Below are 20576 nucleotides of genomic sequence, written 5' to 3' on the forward strand. Positions count from 1 at the left end.
GCTACCGTCGAATCGTGACCGTCACCCGATTGGACATCGACATCGACCGGTCGAGTCCCGTGCCCCTCTATTTCCAGGTGGCCGAGCGGATCTCCGAGGCCATCAAGGCCGGCACGCTGCCCCCCGGCTCCCGGCTGGACAACGAGATCCAGCTCGCCGAGCGGCTCGGTCTGTCCCGCCCCACCATCCGCCAGGCGATCCAGTTCCTCGTCGACAAGGGCCTGGTCGTCCGCAAGCGCGGCGTCGGCACCCAGGTCGTGCACGGCCAGGTGAAGCGCTCGGTCGAGCTGACCAGCCTGTACGACGACCTGCGCAGGGCCGGGCAGAAGCCCGAGACCCGGGTGTCGTCCCTCGAAACCGTGCCTGCCGGGGAGGAGGCCGCCGCGGCGCTGGGCGTCGAACCGGGCGCCGAGGTGCTGCGGCTGGAACGGATCAGGTTCGCCATGGGAGAGCCGCTCGCCCTGCTGCACAACTGGCTGCCGGTCGGGCTGGCCCCGCTGTCCGCCGAGTCGCTGCAGGAGCGCGGGCTCTACGAGTTGCTGCGCCAGACCGGCATCCGGATGCGGGTGGCGCACCAGCGCATCGGCGCCCGCGCCGCCACCGCATCGGAGGCGCGGCTGCTGGAGGAGCGGCGCGGCTGCCCGCTGCTCACGATGGTCCGCACGACGTACGACGACCAGGGCCGTGCGGTCGAGCACGGCTCGCACGTGTACCGCGCCTCGCACTATTCCCTTGAGGTCACCCTCGTCGAGCGCTGAATCACCCTTTCCTCATCCATGGGGCGGGTCGGGGCGGACCTCTATCCCCTGCAGGTCGGGGTCTCCCTGCGGCAGGTGACGTCCTTCGGCGAATACCTGGGCGGCAGCCCGGCCAACGTGGCCGTGGCCGCCGCCCGCCTGGGCCGCCGCAGCGCCGTGATCACCCGCACCGGCGCCGACCCGTTCGGCGAGTTCGTGCACGACGCGCTGCGCGAATGTCGAGACCGTCATGACGCGGGGTTCCGCGCGGGGACTGCCCCCGCACCCGGGGAACGTCCCTGATGGAGGGGCAGGAAGGCGGGACGCCGGGCATGCGTGAGGAGGACCGCCGCCGCCTGCTGGACGACCGGGCCTGGCACCCGGAGCGGGCGCTGCTCTGCCCACCGGACGACGACGTCGCCGCGGCCGTGGACGCCGCGGTCGCCCTGCTGGAGGCCACATGACCCACGTTCCGTACGGCACGGCCGCCTCCGGCCCCTGGGACGTCGAGATCACCCCCGAGGCCGCGGGCTGGACGTACGCCGGGCTGCGGGTCGTGAACCTGACGGACCGGCCGGTGGAGCTGTCGACGGGTGAGGAGGAGATGCTCGTCCTGCCGCTGGCGGGCGCGTGCGAGGTCGTCGCCGACGGCCTGCGGCTGTCGCTCACCGGACGCCCCTCGGTGTTCTCCGGGCCGACCGACTTCGCGTACCTGCCGATCGACACGCGGGTCACCGTCACCGGCAGGGGCAGGATCGCGTTTCCGGCCGCCCGGGCCACCCGCCGCCTGCCCGTCAGGTATGGCCCGGCCGAGGCCGTGCCGGTCGAGATCCGGGGCGCGGGGCAGGCGACCCGGCAGGTGAACAACTTCTGCTCCCCCGAGGCGTTCGGCTGCGACAAGCTCGTGGCGGTCGAGGTGATCACGCCGGGCGGCAACTGGTCGTCCTATCCGCCCCACAAGCACGACACGGCGTCGGAGCACGAGTCCGTGCTCGAGGAGATCTACTACTTCGAGGGCGGCCCCGGCTACCAGCGGGTCTACGGCACCCACGAGACGCTGGCCGAGGTGTCGGCGGGCGACGTCGTGCTCGTGCCGCACGGCTATCACGGCCCGTCGATGGCCGCACCCGGCTACGACCTCTACTACCTGAACGTCCTGGCCGGCCCGGCGGACAAGCGGTCGATGGCCTTCTCCGACGACCCGAGGCACGCGTGGATCCGCGGCACGTGGGCCGGTCAGCCCGTCGATCCCCGGCTGGGAGGTGTCTCATGACGGACACGACGAGGCTCACGGTCGCGCAGGCGCTGGTGCGGTTCCTCGCGCGGCAATGGACCGAGCGCGACGGCGTCGAGCACCGGCTGATCGCCGGGTGCTTCGGCATCTTCGGGCACGGCAACGTCGCGGGCGTCGGGCAGGCCCTTGCCGAGCAGGGCGCGGGCACGCGCGACCCGCTGCCCTATTACCTGGCCCGCAACGAGCAGGCGATGGTGCACACGGCCGCCGGTTATGCCCGGCAGTCCGGCCGGCTGTCCACGCTCGCCTGCACCGGCTCGATCGGGCCGGGCGCGACCAACATGGTCACCGGGGCCGCGCTGGCCACGATCAACCGGCTGCCGGTGCTGCTGCTGCCCGGCGACCTGTTCGCCACCCGGGCCGCCACACCCGTGCTGCAGGAGCTGGAGGACCCCCGCTCGTACGACGTCAGCGTCAACGACTGCCTCAGGCCCGTCAGCCGCTTCTGGGACCGGATCAACCGGCCCGAGCAGCTTCCGGCGGCCCTGATGGGAGCCATGCGGGTGCTCACCGACCCCGCCGAGACCGGCGCGGTGACGCTGGCGCTGCCGCAGGACGTGCAGGCCGAGGCGTACGACTGGCCCGAGGAGCTGTTCGCCCGCAGGGTGTGGCACGTGGCCCGGCCGGTCCCCGAGCCCGCCGCCCTGGCCAGGGCCGTCGCGCTGCTGCGCGGCTCGCGCCGCCCGCTGATCATCGCCGGGGGCGGGGTCGGGTACAGCGACGCCTGCGCCGAGCTGGCCCGCTTCGCCGAACGCCACGGCGTGCCGGTGGCCGAGACCCAGGCCGGCAAGGGCGCGCTGCCGTACGACCATCCGTGCGCGGTGGGCGCGATCGGGCACACCGGCACCCGCGCGGCCGACACCCTGGCCCGTGAGGCCGACCTGGTCATCGGGATCGGCACCCGCTACAGCGACTTCACCACCGCCTCGCGGACGCTGTTCCGGCGGGCCCGGTTCCTCAACGTCAACGTGGCGGCGTTCGACGCGGCCAAGCACGCGGCCGAGATGCTCGTCGCCGACGCGCGGGAGGCTCTGACGGCGCTCGACGCGGCCTTCGGCGACGTGGACTGGCGGGCCGACCCCGGCTGGACGGCCCGCGCGGCCGAGCTGGCCGCCGCCTGGCAGGCGGAGATCGACCGGTTCCGCAGCGGCACCGAGCTGACCCAGCCGGTCGTGCTCGGCGTGCTGAACGAGGTCGCCGCGGGCGGGGTGGTGGTCAACGCCGCAGGGTCGATGCCGGGCGACCTGCACCGGCTCTGGCGGGCCTCCGACCCCGGGCAGTATCACGTCGAGTACGGCTACTCCTGCATGGGCTACGAGATCGCCGGGGGCCTTGGGGTGAAGCTCGCCGCCCCCGAGCGCGAGGTTTTCGTGCTCGTCGGCGACGGGTCCTACCTGATGATGGCCCAGGAGATCGCCACCGCCGTGCAGGAGGGCGTCAAGCTCGTCATCGTCCTGGTGGACAACCAGGGCTTCGCCTCGATCGGCGCGCTGAGCGAGTCGGTCGGCGCGCTCCGGCTCGGCACCGCCTATCGCAGGCGCGGCCCCGGCGGCCTGCTCGACGGGGAGCGGCTGCCGGTGGACCTCGCCGCCAACGCGGCCAGCCTCGGCGCCGACGTGCTGACGGCCACCGACCCACAGACCCTGCGGGCCGCGCTCGCCAAGGCGGTCGCCTCCCCCCGTACGACCGTGGTCTACGTCGAGACGGTCCCCGGCCCCGCACCTGCCGCCGAGGCGTGGTGGGACGTGCCGGTGGCCGAGGTGTCCGGGCTCCCCGAGGCGCGCGCCGCGCGCGAACGCTACGAGGAGGCCAAGCGCGACCAGCGGCCCTACCTCTGAGGACCCGGGTGTCTCTGCGGGCTGGGCGCTCGGCGATCCCGGACGCCGCGAGACGCCCCGAGACGCCGTGAACGAAGCCGAGGCCGTTCTCAGCGCTTGGCGGTCGCGGTGATGCGGGCGTAGCCGATGACGTGGGAGGACAGGGCGAAGGAGGCCAGGGCGGGGGTGGCGTTCCGCGGGACTCCCGCGTCGGCCACGTCCAGCGCCAGGACGGTCACCTCGTAGCGGTGCGGGCGGTCGCCCGCGGGCGGGCACGGGCCCAGGTAGCCCCTCTCGCCGGTGTCGTTGGCCCCGGCGGCGACGCCCTTGGGGATCGACGTGGCGGAGGCCGGAATGCCGCGGACCGCCCAATGCCAGAAGCCGCTGCCGGTCGGAGCGTCCCGGTCGAACATGGTCACCGCGAAGCTCTTGGTCCCGGCCGGGGCGCCTGACCATCTCAGCCGGGGAGCGACGTTTTTGCCGGTGCAGCCGAAGCCGTCGGAGAATGCCTTGGCCGGGAACGTGCCGGCGGCCAGGTCCGGGCTTTCCACATGGAACCTGGCGACGTGGGCGGGGACGCCGGCGCGCACCTTGTGGTAGCCGAAGGCGGGCGTCCCGGTGGGGGCCGCCGAGGCGGTCTGGGTGCCGGCGGCCGCTGTGGTGGCCGCTGTGGTGGCCACGGTGACGGCGGCGACGGCCAGGGCGGTGAACGTGCGCTTCATGACTGCTCTCCTCAACGTGTCGGGATGTGCTCGTCACCCTTCCGCCCCGGCTCGGCGCGTGACCAGGCGCTCGGGAGCCTGGTATCCGGCGTACCTCCCTGGGGACACGCCCCTTCTGCCACGCTTGTCGGCATGCGACGTGACGAACTGGGCGCGTTCCTGCGGGCGGCCAGGGAACGGCTGACCCCTCAGGAGGCCGGGCTGCCCGTCCGTGGGCGACGGCGCACACCGGGGCTGCGCCGCCAGGAGGTGGCCGAGCTCGCCGCGGTCAGCGTGGAGTGGTACATCCGGCTGGAGCAGGGCCGCGTCGGCATGCCCGGATCCGCCGTGCTGGACGCCGTCGCCACCGCGCTGCGGCTCAGCCCTGCCGAGCGGAGGCATCTCTACCTGGTCGCGCGGGGCGAGGCGCCGCCGCCGGAGTACGTTCCCGCCCCGCTCTCGCCGTCGCTGCGCGCGCTGCTGGACGGCATGCCGTTGCTGCCCGCGTACGTCATGGACTTCCGCTTCGACATCCTGGCCTGCAACAACGCCGCCAAGGCGCTGTTCGGCGACGAGTTCGGGGCCGGGCGGCTGGGCAACACCGCCCGCATCCTGTTCTGCGAACCGGACCTGCGGGAGGGGCAGCTCGACTGGGAACGTTTCGCCCGCGAGACCGTGGGCAATCTGCGCGCCAACCGCACCCGCCATCCCGGCGACCCGGTGCTGGCCAGGCTCGTGGCCGATCTGCGTGCCGAGAGCCCGCAGTTCGCCGCCTGGTGGGCCGACCAGCACGTCGAGGAACGCTCCCGCGGCACCAAACGCATCCTGCGCCACGACGTCGGCCTGATGACTCTGGCCTATGACACGTTCCACGCGGTCGACAGCTCCGACCAGCGCCTGTTCGTCCTCACCCCGGCCGACCAGGCCACCGAGAACGCCCTGCGCACCCTCGTCACTGCCCGCTCCGCCGCTCTGACCGCCATCGCCTGACCACCACCGCCTGACCACCAGCGCCCGACCACCAGCGCCCGACCGGGGCAGCGGAACCCGCCGTGGCGGGAATGGCGGGCGACCGGCCCGGGGTCATCGTATGGTTATCGCATGACGACGAGGGCTGTCAGTGTGACGATCGAGGAGCACCTGCTCGAGTACGCCAACGCGGAGGTCGCCGCCGGGCGGGCCCGGTCGGTGTCGGCGGTGGTCAACGCCGCGTTGGCGCGGCGGGCCGAGGCGGACCGCGAGGCCGACGCCGCGGTGCGCGCCGCCGCCCAGGCGGTGCGGTCGGACCCCGCCGCGTCGGCCAAGGTGGCCCGGATGACCGCCCACGTGCTCGCGCAGCGGGAGCGGCACCTGGCACAGGCAGCCGATGAGTGAGCGCGGCTTCGTCCTGGACACCACCGTGGTGTCGGAGGTCGCCCGCGGGGACATGCCGCTGATCACGTTGCTGCTGGAGCTGGACCAGCAGGGCCTGCGCCTGACGGTGCCCGCACTGGTCGTCGCCGCCGTGGCCGCGGAGATGGGCGGCAGCGACAAGACGGGGTTCCTGCCGGCGGTGCGCGGAATCGCCCGCCTCGACCACGGGGCGTACGGCCCGCTGGGCGACTTCGACGACGCGCTCGAACTCGGGCAGGCAGCCGCGCGGCTGACCGGCGACGGCAGGCCGTCGTGGGAGGACGCGCACACGGTGATGCTCGCCCGGCTGGAGGGGGCCGACATCCTCACACTGGACGCGGGCCGGTGGGCAGGGCTCGACCTGGACGGCGTGCAGGTGACGGAGATCTCCGACCCCGATTGACGCGCTCCCCGGCCCGAAGGCCGGAGCACTGCGGACGAAACCGGTAGCCGGGGCGAAGGCAGGCGGCCGGGTCAGGCGTGACGCCCACTGTGACAGGTCGTTACTGCCGGAGGGTGACCTGGCTCGGCACGGCCGACAGTGGCCTGGCTTGGCGCGGCCGACGGTGGACTGGCTCGGCAGGGCCGGCCGACACCACCACCACCGACACCGACACCGGCACCGGCACCGGCACCGGCCAGTGGAGACCGCGCCGGGCCGAGCGCCGTCGGGGTGCGGACAGACGAACGCCTCCCGGCGGGGAGCATGAGCATGCTCCGGCCGGGAGGCGTTCGGCTACGTGGCCGCCGTCAGACCAGGCCGTTCTGGGTGAGCCAGTCCTTGGCCACCACGGGCGGGTCGTCCTTGTCGACGGCGATGCGCTTCATCAGGGTGACCAGCGTCTCGGTGTCCAGCTTGGCGGAGACCGCGTTCAGCGTGGAGGTCACGGTGTCGTTGACCCCGGCCTTGTAGACGAGGGGCGTTACGTTCTCGGAGCCGAAGGCGTTCTTGTTGTCCTGCAGCGGCACGAGGTCGTTCAGCACGATCTTGGGGTCGGTGGTGAACACGTTGCCCACCTGGACCGTGCCGCTCTTGATCGCGTCAGCGGTGGTGTCGCCGGTGGGCTTCCACTGCTTGAACTCCAGGCCGTAGACGTTCTTGAAGTTCTCCTCCTGGCGCTGCTTGAACTCCGGCGGCCCGCCGACCACGAAGTCCTTCGCCACCTTGGCGAGGTCTTCGATGGTGGTGAGCTGGTATTTGTCGGCCGTGGCCTTGGTGACCGTGAGCGAGTTGTTGTCCTCGGCCGCCGCCGGCTCCAGGATCTCCAGCTCCGGGGGCAGCTTGGCCTTCAGGCCCGCGAGGATCTCGTCCTTGGTCCTGGCCGTGCTCGACTTGTCGACGAAGGCCAGCAGCGACCCGGCGTACTCGGGCAGCACGGTCAGGCCGCCGCTCTTGACCTGGTCGTAGACGACCTCGCGGCTGCCGATGTTGGGCTTCTCCTCGACCGTGACCCCCTTGGCCTGGAGGGCCTGGGCGTACATCGAGGCGAGCAGGACGCTCTCGGGGAAGTTGAACGAGCCGACGACGACCTTCGTGGCGGCGGCGTCGCCCGAGCCCGACTCCGACGGGGCGGCGGACGCGGTCGTGGAGAGCGGGTCGGAGCTCCCGCAGGCCGATAACGTGAGCGCCGCGGTCAGAGCGACCGCCGCGACGCCGAAGATACGCCTCATAACAGAAAATCCCTTCATTATAGGGGGATAAAATCGAGATTAGCGGACCTGGCGGACACCGGGCGAGACGATCACCCGGTCGAGCAGGACGAAGGCGAACTGGACGGCCAGGGCGAGCGCGGCCACCAGGACCGCTCCCCCGACCACGTCCGCGTAGGTTTTGGTCGCCAGGCCGTCGATGATGAACCGGCCGAGACCACCCAGCCCGACGAACGCCGCCACGGTGGCGGTCGAGACGACCTGGATGGCGGCGAGGCGCAGGCCCAGCAGGATGAGCGGCAGCGCGACCGGGGTCAGCGTGCGGAACAGCACCTGACGCCCGCGTAGGCCCATGCCGTACGCCGCGTCGCGCAGGTCGGCGTCCACCCCCCGCACGCCCTCGTAGGTGTTCACCAGGATGGGCGGCACCGCCAGCACGACCAGCGGGATCAGCACCGGCAGGACGGTCCCCACGCCCGCCAGCAGCACCACGAGCACGAGCAGGCCGAGCGTCGGCAGCGCCCGGGCGGCGTTCGCCGCGACCACGACGAGCAGCGCGCCGCGGCCCGTGTGGCCGATGAGCATGCCGAGCGGCACGGCGATCAGCGCCGCGATGAGGAAGGCCGCGGCCGAGAACTCCAGGTGTTCGAGCAGCCGGACCGGGATGCCGTCCGGGCCCGACCAGTGCCCCGCGTCGCCGAAGAAGTCGGCCAGCCAGTTCACGCCGTCCTCCTCGCCCGGGACCAGGGAGTCAGCAGCCGCTGGGCGAGCACGAGCAGCCCGTCGGCGAGCACGGCGAGCAGGACGATGAGCGCGATCCCGACCACGATCGGCGTGTAGAACTGCCGCTGCCAGCCGTCGATGAACAGGTTGCCCAGCCCGCCCTGGCCGATGAGCGCGCCCACGCTGACCAGGCTGATGCTGGACACGGTCGCGACCCGCAGCCCGGCCAGCACCACCGGCGCCGCGACCGGCAGCTCGACCCGCAGCAGCCGGCGCGCGGGCCGGAACCCCATCGCCACCGCCGACTGCCGTACGGAGTCGGGCACCGAGGCCAGGCCGTCCACCACGGCGGGGATCAGCACCGCGAGCGCGAAGAACGTCAGCGGGATGACGACGGTCGACCGGGTGAGCCCGGTGATCGACAGGAAGATCGAGAACAGGACGAGGGACGGCAGCGAGTAGGTGACGTTCATCAGCGCGGCGGTCGGCTGGTAGAGCCAGCGCCAGCGTACGCAGGCCAGGCCCAGCGGCAGCGCCACGACCAGCCCGAACAGCACGGGCAGGAAGGCCATGACGACGTGGTTCTCCAGCAGGGCGCTGATCGCGGTGGGGCCGCCGTTGTCCCAGTTGCGCGCGATCCAGTCCCAGCGGACCAGGGGCTCGTCGGTCACGTGGGCGCCCCCTCGGAGGCGCCGCCGCTCGAAGCTCCGGGTGCGGGGCCCGAGGCGGGCGGCGCGTACTCGGCGAGCAGTTCGTCGATCGCGTCCCGGCCGGCCACGCCGCGCACGCGGCCCTCCTCGTCCACGGCGATCGCGGTGCCGTTGGGGGACAGCAGCGCCGCGTCGAGCGCCGCGCGCAGCGAGTCGGTCTCCGGGTTGAAAGTTCCGTGGGCGGCGAGCCCCTCCGCGGTACGCCAGCCGAGCGGCCTGCCGTCCTCGTCGGTCACCAGATCGGGCGGCGCCGGGCGGAGGCGCACCTCCTTGGCCGAGATGAACGACAGCCGCCGGATGCCGCGGTCGCGGCCGAGGAACTCGCGGACGAAGTCGTCGGCGGGCTCGGTGAGCAGCGTGGCCGGGCCGGCCATCTGGGCCAGCCGCCCGCCGACGCGCATGACGGCCACCGTGTCGCCGAGCTTGACCGCCTCGTCGATGTCGTGGGTGACGAACACGATCGTCTTGCGCAGCTCCGACTGCAGCCGCAGCAGCTCGTCCTGGAGACTGGCCCGCACGATCGGGTCGACGGCGCTGAACGGCTCGTCCATGAGCAGCACCGGAGGATCGGCCGCGAGCGCCCGCGCCACGCCGACGCGCTGCTGCTGCCCGCCCGAGAGCTGGAAGGGATAGCGGCCGGCCAGGCCGGGATCGAGCCCGACGAGGTCGAGCAGCTCCATCGCGCGGGCGCGCGCCTTCTTCTTGTTCCAGCCCAGCAGGTACGGCACCGTCGCGACGTTGTCCACGATCTTGCGGTGCGGGAACAGGCCGGCCTGCTGGATCACGTACCCGATGCCGCGCCGGAGCGTCGGCGGGTCGATCTCGCGCACGTCCTGACCATCCAGGGTGATGCGGCCGGAGGTGGCGTCGATCATGCGATTGATCATCCGCAGCGACGTGGTCTTGCCACAGCCGGACGGGCCCACGAACACGGTGATCGCACCGGTGGGCACCTCCAGGCTGAGCTCGTCCACGGCCACCGTCCCATCCCGGTAGCGCTTGGTGACGTCTTCGAACGTGATCACGCCATCTCGCCCTTCGAAAGAGTGTGCGATCAACCCAACACCGGGAGGCCCCCTCGCTCTTCCCTCCGAACCCCTCGGATATCCCACGCGCCCCGATCCGGACACAACACCCGCCGGTCAGCCTACGGCGGGATCACCCGAAATCCGGGCCTAGATATCTATCAATAGGGCATCTCATGATGCGTGACGCGGTGATGTGTTGGCATGATTACTCTCACGCCTCTCCCGTCCCTCCGCCGCGTCCCTCAGAACGGACCAGCCAAGAAACTCAGAGGAGCCGGTCGTGACTGCACCGCTCACCGGTCTGCGCTCCAGGAGCGAGCTCATCGCCGAGCTCTACGAGCGTCACGCGGCGGGGTTGTTCGCGTACTGCCACGACCAGCTCGGTGAGACGGCGTCCGCCGCCGACGCCGTGGTGGCCGTCTTCACCACCGTACCGACCGCCGAGCCGCCCTCGCGCGCCGCGCTGTACGCGCTGGGTCGGCGGGAGATCTACCGCCGCGACGTCAGCTACGCGATGCCGGCCGTCGACTCCGTCGCCGACCCCGCCACCTCCTTGATCGAGCGGGTCTTCCGTGACATCCGGCCGCACCAGCGCGAGGTCCTGCTGCTGGCTGAGGTGTGCGGCCTGACGGCGCACGAGCTGTCGGTGGTCCTCGACGTCGCGGCCGACACCGCCGAGGAGCTGATCGCGGGCGCGACGCGCCGCTTCGCCAAGACGCTGGAGACCGCGGTGACCGCCGCGAGGTCGGCGCCGTTCGTGCCGCCGGGCGTCGCGGAGGTCTACGACGCCATCGGCGTCTCCCCTCTCGGCGACGTGCTGGCCCGGCTGCCCTGGCGCCGCCCGGCCGCGTCCGTACGCGACCGGGTGCTGGCGGCGCTGCCGTACGACGAGCCGGGCAGCGCCACGACGGAGAAGTCCTCCGGGCTGGTCACCAAGAAGCTGTGGCCGACCACCCCGACCTGGCCGCTGCCGCTCAGCGACCCCGACCAGGTCACCAACACGTGCGTGGTCAAGGCCGACGCCATCGGGCAGCCGCAGGGCTCCCGGCGCAAGGCGAAGCACGAGGCGGCCACCGAGCCCATGCCCCGGCTGCGCGGGGCGCTGCTCAACTCGCTCGGCGAGGGCCGGCTGCGCAGGAAGCGCGCCGCACGGTCCGCGCCCACAGAGCGGCCGGACGAGCGCGCGGACAAGCGGCCGGCCGAGCGCCCGGCGGCCCTGACCGCGCCGGTGGAGCCGCAGGCGTCCCCCCAGGCCTCCCCTCCGGAAGCCGCGCAGAGCCCGCAGATCACGCCCATCGCACCCGCCGCACCGCCGCCCGCTCCGGACGTCGCGCCTGCTCCCGAGCCGTTCGACGCCTTCGGCACCACCCCTCCCCGTACGGATCCGTTCGAGGCCTTCGGCACGGGCGCGCGCCCCTTCGACGCCTTCGGGACGTCCGGCACGCCCCGTCCGGTGGAACCGTTCGACGCCTTCGGCAGCGCGCCGCCCACGGAACCTTTCGATCCCTTCGGCACGGCACACCGCCCTGCGGAACCGTTCGACGCTTTCGGCACCGCGCGGCCCACCGAGCCGTTCGACGCCTTCGGAGCCACGCCGCAGACGTCCGGCACGCCTCGTCACGCGGAGCCCCTCGACGCCTTCGGCACCGCACCGCGTCCCGCGGTGCCTTCGGACGCCTCGGGGGCCGCCGGCCCGTCCCGCCCGGCGGAGCCGCTGGACGCGTTGTTCGACACGCTGCGTTTCGCCGTGCCCTTCGACGCGTTCCGTACGGCCGATCCCGCGGACACGTCGCGACAGGGCGAGTCCACCGGCACGTTCCCGACGACCGAGGCGGCGCCAGGCTTCCCTGGGACCCAGGAGTCGTCCGGCTTCCCCCGGGTCGAGGAGCCGGCCGACGAACCTCCGCTGACGCCGCCCGCCGAGGCGCTCTTCCCCGCTCCCTCCCCTGCCGCCTCCCCTGTGGACGCGTTCGCTCCCGCGCCGTGGGAGGCCGCGCGACCGGCCGAGGAGCCGCAGGTGGAGACGGCGGAGCCGGTGAAGCCGGTGGAGACGTACGGTGCGCGGGCCGTCGAGGCGTCTTCGACGGAGAACGACGTCCTGATCCACCCGGCCGTCGCCGCGCTCTCCGTGCCCCGGCCCGCCGCCCCGCGCCGTCCCGCCCGCAAGCACGCCGGCCGGACGTCCGGCGGCAGCGGCGCGAACAAGAGCAAGAGCACCGGCAACGCGACGCGCAAGAGCACGAGCAAGAGCAAGGGCACAGGCACGGGCACCCGCAAGAGCCGCCGGGGCAAGGGCGACCGGCACTACGACTGGCTGTGGGAGGCCGTCGGCATCCTGATCTGCCTGATCATCGCGCTGATCGTCTTCTTCAACGTGCCGACGGTCTTCACGCCCTGATCCCGGAACGCCCGCAACACCCGGGACACCCGGAACACCCCGAACACCCGGAACGCGCGCACCCCCCGAAAACCGCTGCCGGGCGCGTGCTCAGCGGGGTGGTCTGGGCAGCCCGAGCCCGAGCATGGCGATCAGCTCCCGCTGCACCTCGTTGACGCCGCCGCCGAAGGTGAGCACGAGGCCGCCCTTGACGCCCCGGTCCACCCGCTCTATCAGGTCGCGCGTCTCCTCGTCGTACGGGTCGCCGAAGCGGGCCAGCGTGTCGCCGACGATCCGGCCGACCTCCTGCACCCGTTCCGAGGCGTAGATCTTGGTGGCCGACGCGTCGGGGGCGCCCAGCCAGCCGAGGTCCATCGACGCCGCGACCTGCCAGTTGAGCAGTTCGTTCGTGCGGAAGCACGCGTACACCCCGGCGACGGCCCGCCGTACGTCGGGGTGATCCCACAGCGGCGCGCCGTCGCGTCCCCGGCCGGTCTTCGCCCAGCGGGCGAACCGGTCGAGGGTGTGCCCGATGGCGCCGGCGGGCCCGAGCGTGACGCGTTCGTGGTTGAGCTGGCTGACGATCAGGTCCCAGCCCTTGTCCACCTCGCCGACGACCATGTCGAGCGGGACGCGCACGTCCGAGTAGTACGTCGCGTTGGTGTGATGGCGGCCGTCCATCGTGACGATCGGCGTCCAGGAGAACCCGGGGTCGGTGCAGTCGACGATCATCATGGTGATCCCGCGGTGTTTCTTCGCCGCCGGATCGGTGCGGGCCGCCAGCCAGATGTGGTCGGCGTGGTGCGCGCCCGAGGTGAACACCTTCTGGCCGTTGACCACGTAGTGGTCGCCGTCGCGCACCGCCGTCGTCCGCAGCGAGGCGAGGTCGGTGCCCGCCTCGGGCTCGGTGTAGCCGATCGCGAAGTGGCACTCCCCGGCGAGGATGCGCGGCAGGAAGAACTCCTTCTGCGCGTCCGTGCCGTAGCGCATCAGCGTCGGACCGACCGTCTGCAGCGTGATCAGCGGGTAGGGCACCTCGGCCCGGGCGACCTCGTTGGCGAAGATCTGCTGCTCCACCGGGCCGTATCCGCCCCCGCCGTACTCCTTCGGCCAGCCGAGGCCGAGCTTGCCGTCGCGGCCCAGCCTGCGGCAGTGCGCCAGGTACGCCTCGCCGAACGGGTCGCGGGCGATCTCGGCGCGCTGCTCGGGGGTCAGGCACGACGCGAAGTAGTCGCGCAGGTCGTCGCGGAGCCGCCGCTGGTCCGCCGTCAGCTCGATGAACATCAGATCAGCGCTCCGATCAGGTCGAGCTGGGCCCGCTCACCGCCCAGCAGGTGGGCGAGGTGCTTGCCCAGGCCGAAGTAGCGGTGCAGCGGATAGGCCACGTCGAGACCGATGCCGCCGTGCAGGTGCTGACAGGTGTAGAGCGCGCGTACGGCGTCCCCGGCCGCGGTGTGAGCGGCGACGGCCAGGTCCCGCTCCGCGGGCAGCCCCTCGCCCAGCCGCCACACTCCCGTCCACATGGCGACGTCGAGCGCGCGTGCGGCGATGTAGACGTCGGCGATCTGCATGGTCACGGCCTGGAACTCGGCGAGCACCCGGTCGAACTGCCGGCGCGCGGCGATGTGCCCCTTGGTCAGCGCGAGCGCGCCCGCGAGGACTCCGGAGGCGGCCGCGGTGACCGCGGCCAGGGTGTTCAGCCGCAGCGCGGCGACGGCCGCGCCGTCCGGCTCCCCCACCATCTCGCCCGGCGCGTCCTCCAGGACGACCGCGGCCGCGGGCTCCCCGGCCGCCGTCGAGGCCGGCAGCAGCCGCGCGTCCGCGGGCCGCACCAGGAACAGCGCGGTCCCGTCCGCCGACCGCGCGGGCACGAGGACGGCCGACGCCTCGGCGGCGTACGGGACGACACCGGGCCGCCCGGTGATCCTGCCGTTCTCGGCGATCGCGGCGGGCGGGTCGCCCGTGCCCGCCCCGGCCTCGCGGAAGGCGACGGTGAGCACCTCGTCTCCCTCGGCGAACGGCGCGAGCGCCCGGCGCTGGGCGTCCGTGCCGTGCGCGGCGACGGTCAGCGCGGCGATGAGACCGGGCAGCGCGGGAACCGGCGCGACGCGGGCCCCCGCCTCGCGCAGGATCACCGCCATCGCGAGCGGGCCGAGCCCGGCGCCACCCGCCTCTGGCGGCAGGCACACCCCGAGCAGGCCCGCCTGTGCCAGCGCCTTCCACGCCCCCGCGTCGTACGGCCGGCCGCCGCGCTCGTGCGCCTCGATCCTGGCCTGGTCCGCCTCCCGGTCCAGCACCGACGCGGCCAGCGCGCGCACCTCGGCATGGGTCTCGTCGAGATCGAAGTCCACCGGACCTCCCGCGTGTTCCACGGACCTGCCTGCGGGGCGGGAATCCGCCCAGAACCGCAAACTAGAACGGATTCTAATCCCTGTCCAGGGTAGGGCTCACGAACCGGTGGCGACGCACGGCCGAAACAAGAAAGCCATAAAGCCGCCAGCGCCTTTTGTGACCGGCGGGTAACCATCCGGAAGGGGCGGAAATCAGATAACGTGTTCCTATGCGCACTTCGCATGCAGTCGCCGACGCTCCACCACCACTTCCCGAGGGCCCCTCCTCTGCCGGCGGCCATCCGGCTCCGGCCGCTCCCGGGGTCCGCACCCGGAGCCAGCACCAACGGCGCCGGCGCATCGTCCAGGCGGCGGCCGCCCTCGCCTCCCGTGGAGGCGTCGAGGCGATGCAGATGCGCACGGTCGCCGAGCGCGCGGGCGTCGCCCTGGGAACGCTCTACCGCTACTTCCCGTCCAAGATGGACCTGGTCGTGGCGGTGGTCGGCGAGGAGATCGACCTGCTGGAGTCCAGCATCGAACGGCGTCCGCCGCAGGCCGCCAACCCCGCGGGCCGCGCGGTCGACGTGCTGATGCGGGCCACGCGGGGCCTGATGCGCGAGCCGGAGCTCGCCGACGCGCTCATCCGCTCCCTGATCATGGCGGAGGTGGAGGCGCCGTTCGGCGACCGGATGGCGAGCCTGCTGCTGCGGGTCGCGACCGAGGGCCGCACGGTGAGCCTTCCCCCGGAGGACCAGCTCGCCCTCACCGGCTCCCTGGCGGGGGTCTGGGTGCAGGAGTTGCTGGAGATGCTGCGCGGGCGGCGCACCTACGAGCAGATCCAGCACCGGATCGAGATCGCGGCCGATCGGCTGCTGGCGGGTTTCTAGAATTTCCTTCCGTCGCCCGATGAAATCCGGCGATACACCGGCCATGCCCTCGGGTAAGACGGATATGCACGATAGGGTGAGCCGTCGTCTCCCGCTAGAACGAGTTCCACTCCAACTGGATTGAAATTCCAATTGCCCGAAAGCGCTTGGACCGGGTCTGCGGGTTCTGGTTCCATGACAGGATGACGAGCCCCCCTGACATCCCGGCGGCCCGGCAGGACGCCGCCGCTCCCCCCACTCCCTCCGTCCGCGCGGCCTGGGGACCGCTTGCCCTGTCGTACGCGACGGCACAACTCGTCGAGGTGTTCCTGCACGAGGGGTCGCACGCGCTGGCCGCCCGCGCGCTGGGATTCCATCCTGCCATCGGCCAGTTCGTCGAGTTGCACGTGCCCTCGCCGGAACGGGCGCACGAGGCCCTCGTGGCCGCGGGCGGCCCGATCGGCAGCCTCGTCACGGGCCTCGTCTGCTGGGCGCTCTACCGCCGGCGCGGGCCCTCCTATCCGCGCCTGCTGCTCATGTGGCTGGCGATGACCGGCATCACGGCGTTCCTGGGCTATCTGGTGGTCATGCCGCTGCTCACAGTGGGCGACACCGGCGTCATCGCCCGGCTCTACAACGTGCCCGTCGCCGTGCAGTTCCTCGTCACCGCCGCCGGGATGGGGCTGCTCTATCTGGTCACCCGGCCGTTCAGCCGGATGTACCTCGACTCGCTGCCCGCGAGCGTGCCGCTGGACACGCCGCGCGACCGCAAGGCGTCCGTGACCCGCCTGTGGATCCCCTACCTGATCGGCCTGGCGCTGCTGGTGCCCGCCGGGCTCGGCGGCGACCCCGAGGTGGTCTTCTACGGCATTCTCGGCTGCTGGGGGCCGGGAATGGCGCTGGTCGGATTCATGACGGTCAATGCGGGCCGGCCGTACGAACGCGAGAATCGGACGGACGCGGGCTGGCGGCTTCCCCTGTGGGCGTTCGCCGGCTACGCCGCCGTGGTGGCGTTTTATCTGCTCCTGCTGCGGCCCGGCCTGAATATCTGACCCCCGCAATACGTATACGTACGCTCCCGCATCGGAATACGTAATAACCGGAACCGCGCTGGACGGCCCCCGGAAAGATGGCCGATGATGCGTTCGGCGCATTCTTTTCTTTCCGGGGAGCCGTCATGGGACTGAGCAACATCCGCCTCATCGTGCCGCTGGTCTACGCGGTCGCGGTCGTCGTGTCGCTGATGATCGACACGACCGTGGGCACGGTCGTCGTGATCGTCGGCGCGCTCCTCGTGGCGGCGTTCTTCATCTGGTTCCGTCCCCGGAGCGGCACCGGCCGTCCCTGACGCCGAACAGCGCGCCCCACGGGTCGCGCAACACCGCCTCCCGCCCGTCGTCCGCCGCCTCGGCGACCCCGCCGCCCGCCCGTTGCGCGGCCAGGGCCGCCGAGTGCACGTCGTCCACGAGGAAGTAGGACACCCACTGAGGGGACGCGCCGGCCGGCACGCCGCGCAGCTCCCGTCCGGGCGCCGCCTGCTCCCCGAAGAGCCCGGCGTAGAACGCGCGGGCGCCGCCGGGATCGGCCACCCTCAGCTCGTGGCCGCAGGTCGCGCCGCACTCGTCGACCACGACGATGCCCTCCGCCCAGTGCCCCTGCCAGAAGCCGACCGACGCGCCCGTCGTGTCGACGGCGAACAGGAACCGCCCGTTCTCCCCGGCCGGGAGCGGCCCGAGCACCACCGCGCCGCCGAGCTCCTTCACCCGCGCGGCCACCGCGTCGGCGTCCTTGGCCGCCAGGTAGGTGTTCCAGGTGGCCGTCAGCCCCCGCCCCGGCGGCACCTGGCCGAACCCTCCGACGACCTCCCCGGCCCGCCGCGCCAGGCGGTAGCCGTACTCCTCGGGCTCGTCGAAGGTCCAGCCGAACAGGGCCGCGTAGAAGTCCCGCGCACCCTCCGGGTCGGCCGCCATGTAGTCCACCCAGCAGGGCGAGCCCTGCGCGTACGTCTCACGCCTGGGCATCCACCGGGCTCCTCTCCAGATGCGACCGGATGAGCCGCGCGGCGGCCTCCGGGCGTTCGATCAGGCACAGGTGACCGGCGTCCGCCATCTCGGCCACCCGGCAGCGGGGGACGAGCGCGCCCAGCCGCTCGGCGTTGGCCGCGAACGTCGGCATCTCGGCGTCCCCGACGAGCACCAGGGTGTCGGCCCTGATCGAGGCGAGCGCCTCGTCGGTGTGCGTGTGCCGGTGGAACGCCGCCATCGCGCCGGTGCGCAGCTCGTCCCAGCCATGCCGGGCGATGACGGTCCGCAGGCTCGCCCGCAGCCGGGGGTGCGCCTCGGTGCCGCGGAAGATGTCGGGCGGGGAGGACATCCAGACGTCCGCAAGCGCGGCGCCGTCCGCGCCGATCCGCCGCAGCGCCATCAGCTCGCGATAACGCGGGGCCGTCCCCGGCTCGCTGGGGGCGCCCGCGATGGTGGGGGCCGCCACGACGAGACGCCGTACGACGTCGGGGGCGTCGACGGCGAGCTGGATGCCCGCCAGCGACCCGAACGACAGGGCGACGACGTCGTGCGCGCCCTCGGCCCGCGCGACATCCGCGATCTCGGCCGCGAGGCCCGGCAGCGTCGTGCCGGGCCGCATCGGGCCCGACCCTCCGTGGCCCGGCAGGTCGATGCCGACGTGGCGGCGTCCGGGTAGCAGCGCCCACAGGTCGCGCCAGGTGGTGGAGTCCATCGTGTAGCCGTGGATCCACAGCACGGCCGGGCCGCTCCCGATCGCGTGCACCCGCATCACGACGGCTCCCCGGTCGCCGAGGGGGTTCCGGCCGGCGGGACGGCGCCGAAGGTGGCGCAGAACCGGCGGAAGGCCAGCACCGGCCGGTCTCCGGCGTCGTAGCGCTGCGGCGCGTCCGGATCGAGGTGGTCCCAGACGACGCGGTCCTGCTCGAAGGCGTACTTCGCGCCGTGGACCAGCGCGTCGAGCGCCTCCGCGCGCTCCGGCCGCAGGGCGATGGCGACCCGCCCCACGCAGCCCTCGCGGGTGGGCACGGCGCCCGTGATGATCGTGTACGGCGCGTCGGCGGTGCCCAGCTCGGTCATGACGAGGCTGGGGCTGAAGGCCCGGGCGTAGAACCGGGAGGCGAAGTCGAGCCGGCGCTCCCGCTCCCACGGCGGGGCCTTGGTGCGGAACTCCCCCTCGATCGCCATCTCGCCGTCCGGGCCGGGCGAGACCCGCATGCCGACCACCCGGGGCACGAGGTGCACCTGGTGGAAGTGCTCGGCGTCGAAGGCGTTCTCCACCACGTATTCCGAGGGGACCGCCACCGGCTGGATCACCGCGCTCACCACGATGTTGCCGTCGGCCACCTCCTTGATGGCCCGCTGGAAACCGCGGTCGTCGTCCGCGGACAGCCGTACGAACACGGCCGCGCCCGCCCGCTCGACCGCGTATTCGGCGACCGACCAGCGCCGCGCCGTGTCGCCGAGGGACACCCGCTTGCCGTGGAAGGGACAGATCACGCAGTCGCCGTCCAGGGTGCCGCCGTGGCCCAGGGCCGCGCCCCGGTGCGGGCACAGCCCGTCGAACACGCGGACGCGCGACCCCTCCCGTACGGCGAGCAGCCTGCGCCCGCCGAGCATCAGGGGGTTCAGCCCCTCGGCGAGCTCCTCCTCGAACGCCAGCAGATACCAGCCCGTGTGCACCTTCATCGCCCTACCGCCTCCAGCACCTCTCCGGCCGCGCGGTCACCGCTGGCCATGGCCGCCTGCACCATCGGGACGCCGGGGGCCGTGGCCTCTCCGGCGAAGAACACCGTCGCGCCCATCGGCTCCGCCCACGCCGCCCGCGCCCACAGCGCGCCGACCCGGGGATAGGTGAACGCTCCGGTCGCCCAGGCGTCCGCTCCCCAGTCGGCCGCCTCGACGTGCTCGGGCCGGGCGTTCCCGGCCCAGGGCAGCACCCGGCCCAGCGGGGGCGGCCCTTCGCGGGCCGCCTCGCGCGCCCGCGCGGCGGCCCTCGCCTTGGCCACCACCAGGACGCGTGTGCTGCCCGCGGTGCAGGTGACGAAGCCCAGGCCGCCCTCGGCGTCGAACACGACGGCCGACTCGGGGGCGGGCCGCGACAGCGTCACCACCCCGCACCAGGCGTCGCCGAGGCGCAGCGACTCGGCCGCCGCCCGCTTGCGGTCCGGCAGGCCCGCGATCGTGAGCGTCCCGTCCGCGACCACGGGCGGGGGCACGGTCACCACCGCCGCCGCGGCCGTCACCGCGCCGTCGTCGAGACGGGCCTCCACCCGGCCAGGCGACCAGGCGATGCTCCTGGCCGGGCAGCCGGGCCGTACGTCGAGGCCGTGGGCGAGCGCGCCGGGCAGCCGGTCGAATCCGCCGCGTATGGCGTAGCGGCCCTCGCCGACGTCGTCGGCGAGGCGTCCGGCGGCCATGCCCGCCGCGCTGAGCGACTCGGGGTCGGCCGCCCAGTTCTGCCGCAGCCATTCGGCCTGGTCTCCGGAGACGAGCCGCCCCGCGACGGGCACGTCCTCGCCCGGGTCGCGCAGCAGGCTCTGCTCGACGGCCCACGGCGGCTGTCCGCGCCGGGCGAGCACGCCCAGCGGCAGCACCCTGCCCTCCGCGGCGACGAGGGCCTTGCCGGGCCGCACCGGCTCGGCCGCGTCCGGTTCGAGCACGTCCCAGACGGGGTTGCGGTCGCCGTGGACGACCTGCGCGCCGAGCTCCATCTCCGGCCCGCCGTCGGCGGGCCGGTGGGTGCGCACCCGCCCGCCGACGCGGTCTCTGGCTTCCAGCACCGTGACGGTCAGACCGGCGGCGCGCAGCCGCCGCGCGGCGGTCAGGCCGCTGACGCCCGCGCCCACAACCACTACATCGACCCGCATCGCTGCCTCCCATGCGCCCGTCCGGTCCGCAGTTGTTCGCATTCATCCCGGCGGCGACGG

Annotated in this window: 22 protein-coding genes and 1 pseudogene; 12 read left to right on the forward strand and 11 right to left on the reverse strand. The window is 73.1% G+C overall.

Features of this window, described 5'->3' with window-relative positions:
* Positions 1 to 14 precede the first annotated feature (14 nt).
* From OHB01_RS03210 to iolD, 5 genes and pseudogenes are all read left to right on the forward strand, one after another.
* The gene (locus OHB01_RS03210) at positions 15 to 758 is read left to right on the forward strand and encodes a GntR family transcriptional regulator (RefSeq protein WP_142646213.1); all 744 of its coding nucleotides are present in this window, start codon (positions 15 to 17) and stop codon (positions 756 to 758) included.
* Positions 759 to 776: 18 nt separating this feature from the next.
* A pseudogene (locus OHB01_RS03215) lies at positions 777 to 971 on the forward strand (PfkB family carbohydrate kinase); the annotation flags it as partial.
* A 68-nt stretch (positions 972 to 1039) separates the two neighbouring features.
* Entirely contained in the window at positions 1040 to 1201 is a 162-nt protein-coding gene (locus OHB01_RS03220) for a hypothetical protein (RefSeq protein ID WP_328854906.1), read from the forward strand.
* The gene (gene iolB, locus OHB01_RS03225; RefSeq protein WP_142646214.1) at positions 1198 to 2010 is read left to right on the forward strand and encodes a 5-deoxy-glucuronate isomerase; all 813 of its coding nucleotides are present in this window, start codon (positions 1198 to 1200) and stop codon (positions 2008 to 2010) included. The genes OHB01_RS03220 and iolB overlap by 4 nt, the downstream gene beginning before the upstream one ends.
* A complete protein-coding gene (iolD, locus tag OHB01_RS03230; RefSeq protein ID WP_147942973.1) occupies positions 2007 to 3869 on the forward strand; it encodes a 3D-(3,5/4)-trihydroxycyclohexane-1,2-dione acylhydrolase (decyclizing) in 1863 nt (620 codons plus the stop codon). The genes iolB and iolD overlap by 4 nt, the downstream gene beginning before the upstream one ends.
* A gap of 89 nt (positions 3870 to 3958) precedes the next feature.
* On the opposite strand, the gene OHB01_RS03235 is transcribed toward iolD, so the two are convergent.
* Complete coding sequence (locus tag OHB01_RS03235) at positions 3959 to 4570, reverse strand: YbhB/YbcL family Raf kinase inhibitor-like protein (protein WP_328854907.1); 612 nt, start codon at positions 4568 to 4570, stop codon at positions 3959 to 3961.
* Positions 4571 to 4702: 132 nt separating this feature from the next.
* Here OHB01_RS03235 and OHB01_RS03240 point away from each other — a divergent pair, with 132 nt between their 5' ends.
* From OHB01_RS03240 to OHB01_RS03250, 3 genes are all read left to right on the forward strand, one after another.
* Complete coding sequence (locus OHB01_RS03240; protein WP_142646220.1) at positions 4703 to 5539, forward strand: helix-turn-helix transcriptional regulator; 837 nt, start codon at positions 4703 to 4705, stop codon at positions 5537 to 5539.
* A 111-nt stretch (positions 5540 to 5650) separates the two neighbouring features.
* Positions 5651 to 5923 (forward strand): type II toxin-antitoxin system ParD family antitoxin, encoded by a 273-nt coding sequence (locus tag OHB01_RS03245; RefSeq protein ID WP_142646222.1) that lies wholly within the window; start codon positions 5651 to 5653, stop codon positions 5921 to 5923.
* A complete protein-coding gene (locus tag OHB01_RS03250) occupies positions 5916 to 6344 on the forward strand; it encodes a hypothetical protein (protein WP_142646224.1) in 429 nt (142 codons plus the stop codon). The genes OHB01_RS03245 and OHB01_RS03250 overlap by 8 nt, the downstream gene beginning before the upstream one ends.
* Positions 6345 to 6691: 347 nt before the next feature.
* Here the strand turns inward: OHB01_RS03250 and OHB01_RS03255 are convergent, their stop codons facing one another.
* The 4 genes from OHB01_RS03255 to OHB01_RS03270 are packed head-to-tail and all read right to left on the reverse strand — an operon-like array spanning position 6692 to position 10049.
* The gene (locus OHB01_RS03255; protein WP_142646226.1) at positions 6692 to 7612 is read right to left on the reverse strand and encodes an ABC transporter substrate-binding protein; all 921 of its coding nucleotides are present in this window, start codon (positions 7610 to 7612) and stop codon (positions 6692 to 6694) included.
* A gap of 39 nt (positions 7613 to 7651) precedes the next feature.
* Positions 7652 to 8314, reverse strand: a complete 663-nt coding sequence (locus OHB01_RS03260; RefSeq protein ID WP_142646228.1) for an ABC transporter permease — start codon at positions 8312 to 8314, stop codon at positions 7652 to 7654.
* Positions 8311 to 8985: an ABC transporter permease gene (locus tag OHB01_RS03265; RefSeq protein WP_142646230.1), complete on the reverse strand. Its 675-nt coding sequence runs from the start codon at positions 8983 to 8985 to the stop codon at positions 8311 to 8313. The genes OHB01_RS03260 and OHB01_RS03265 overlap by 4 nt, the downstream gene beginning before the upstream one ends.
* Positions 8982 to 10049, reverse strand: coding sequence for an ABC transporter ATP-binding protein (locus tag OHB01_RS03270; protein ID WP_147942975.1), 1068 nt, complete (start codon positions 10047 to 10049; stop codon positions 8982 to 8984). The genes OHB01_RS03265 and OHB01_RS03270 overlap by 4 nt, the downstream gene beginning before the upstream one ends.
* Positions 10050 to 10332: 283 nt before the next feature.
* On the opposite strand from OHB01_RS03270, the gene OHB01_RS03275 reads away from it, so the two are divergent.
* Positions 10333 to 12450: a hypothetical protein gene (locus tag OHB01_RS03275; RefSeq protein WP_328854908.1), complete on the forward strand. Its 2118-nt coding sequence runs from the start codon at positions 10333 to 10335 to the stop codon at positions 12448 to 12450.
* Between the two features lie 90 nt (positions 12451 to 12540).
* On the opposite strand, the gene OHB01_RS03280 is transcribed toward OHB01_RS03275, so the two are convergent.
* Positions 12541 to 13713: an acyl-CoA dehydrogenase family protein gene (locus OHB01_RS03280; protein ID WP_142646235.1), complete on the reverse strand. Its 1173-nt coding sequence runs from the start codon at positions 13711 to 13713 to the stop codon at positions 12541 to 12543.
* Positions 13713 to 14780 carry an acyl-CoA dehydrogenase family protein gene (locus OHB01_RS03285; protein ID WP_328854909.1) on the reverse strand — a complete coding sequence of 356 codons (1068 nt, stop codon included), beginning with the start codon at positions 14778 to 14780 and terminating at the stop codon, positions 13713 to 13715. The genes OHB01_RS03280 and OHB01_RS03285 overlap by 1 nt, the downstream gene beginning before the upstream one ends.
* A gap of 209 nt (positions 14781 to 14989) precedes the next feature.
* Between OHB01_RS03285 and OHB01_RS03290 the strand changes: the two genes are divergently transcribed.
* The 3 genes from OHB01_RS03290 to OHB01_RS03300 all read left to right on the forward strand — a co-directional run bounded on the left by OHB01_RS03290 (position 14990) and on the right by OHB01_RS03300 (position 16973).
* Positions 14990 to 15646 (forward strand): TetR family transcriptional regulator, encoded by a 657-nt coding sequence (locus OHB01_RS03290; protein WP_328854910.1) that lies wholly within the window; start codon positions 14990 to 14992, stop codon positions 15644 to 15646.
* A gap of 182 nt (positions 15647 to 15828) precedes the next feature.
* Positions 15829 to 16677: a hypothetical protein gene (locus OHB01_RS03295; RefSeq protein ID WP_328709266.1), complete on the forward strand. Its 849-nt coding sequence runs from the start codon at positions 15829 to 15831 to the stop codon at positions 16675 to 16677.
* Positions 16678 to 16802: 125 nt separating this feature from the next.
* The gene (locus OHB01_RS03300; RefSeq protein WP_168065714.1) at positions 16803 to 16973 is read left to right on the forward strand and encodes a hypothetical protein; all 171 of its coding nucleotides are present in this window, start codon (positions 16803 to 16805) and stop codon (positions 16971 to 16973) included.
* Here OHB01_RS03300 and OHB01_RS03305 read toward each other — a convergent pair.
* Genes OHB01_RS03305 through OHB01_RS03320 form a run of 4 tightly spaced genes read right to left on the reverse strand, consistent with a single transcriptional unit; the run spans position 16933 to position 20558 of the window.
* Complete coding sequence (locus OHB01_RS03305; protein WP_328854911.1) at positions 16933 to 17646, reverse strand: VOC family protein; 714 nt, start codon at positions 17644 to 17646, stop codon at positions 16933 to 16935. The two genes, OHB01_RS03300 and OHB01_RS03305, sit on opposite strands and share 41 nt — an antisense overlap.
* Positions 17633 to 18418, reverse strand: coding sequence for an alpha/beta fold hydrolase (locus OHB01_RS03310; RefSeq protein ID WP_261985727.1), 786 nt, complete (start codon positions 18416 to 18418; stop codon positions 17633 to 17635). Before OHB01_RS03310 ends, OHB01_RS03305 begins: the two co-directional genes overlap by 14 nt.
* On the reverse strand, positions 18418 to 19335 hold the full coding sequence (locus OHB01_RS03315) for a Rieske 2Fe-2S domain-containing protein (RefSeq protein ID WP_142646246.1): 918 nt from the start codon (positions 19333 to 19335) through the stop codon (positions 18418 to 18420). Before OHB01_RS03315 ends, OHB01_RS03310 begins: the two co-directional genes overlap by 1 nt.
* Positions 19332 to 20558, reverse strand: a complete 1227-nt coding sequence (locus OHB01_RS03320; protein WP_142646249.1) for a flavin monoamine oxidase family protein — start codon at positions 20556 to 20558, stop codon at positions 19332 to 19334. The genes OHB01_RS03315 and OHB01_RS03320 overlap by 4 nt, the downstream gene beginning before the upstream one ends.
* Between the last annotated feature and the right edge of the window lie 18 nt (positions 20559 to 20576).

It is taken from the genome of Microbispora hainanensis (assembly GCF_036186745.1).
Taxonomy (GTDB): domain Bacteria; phylum Actinomycetota; class Actinomycetes; order Streptosporangiales; family Streptosporangiaceae; genus Microbispora.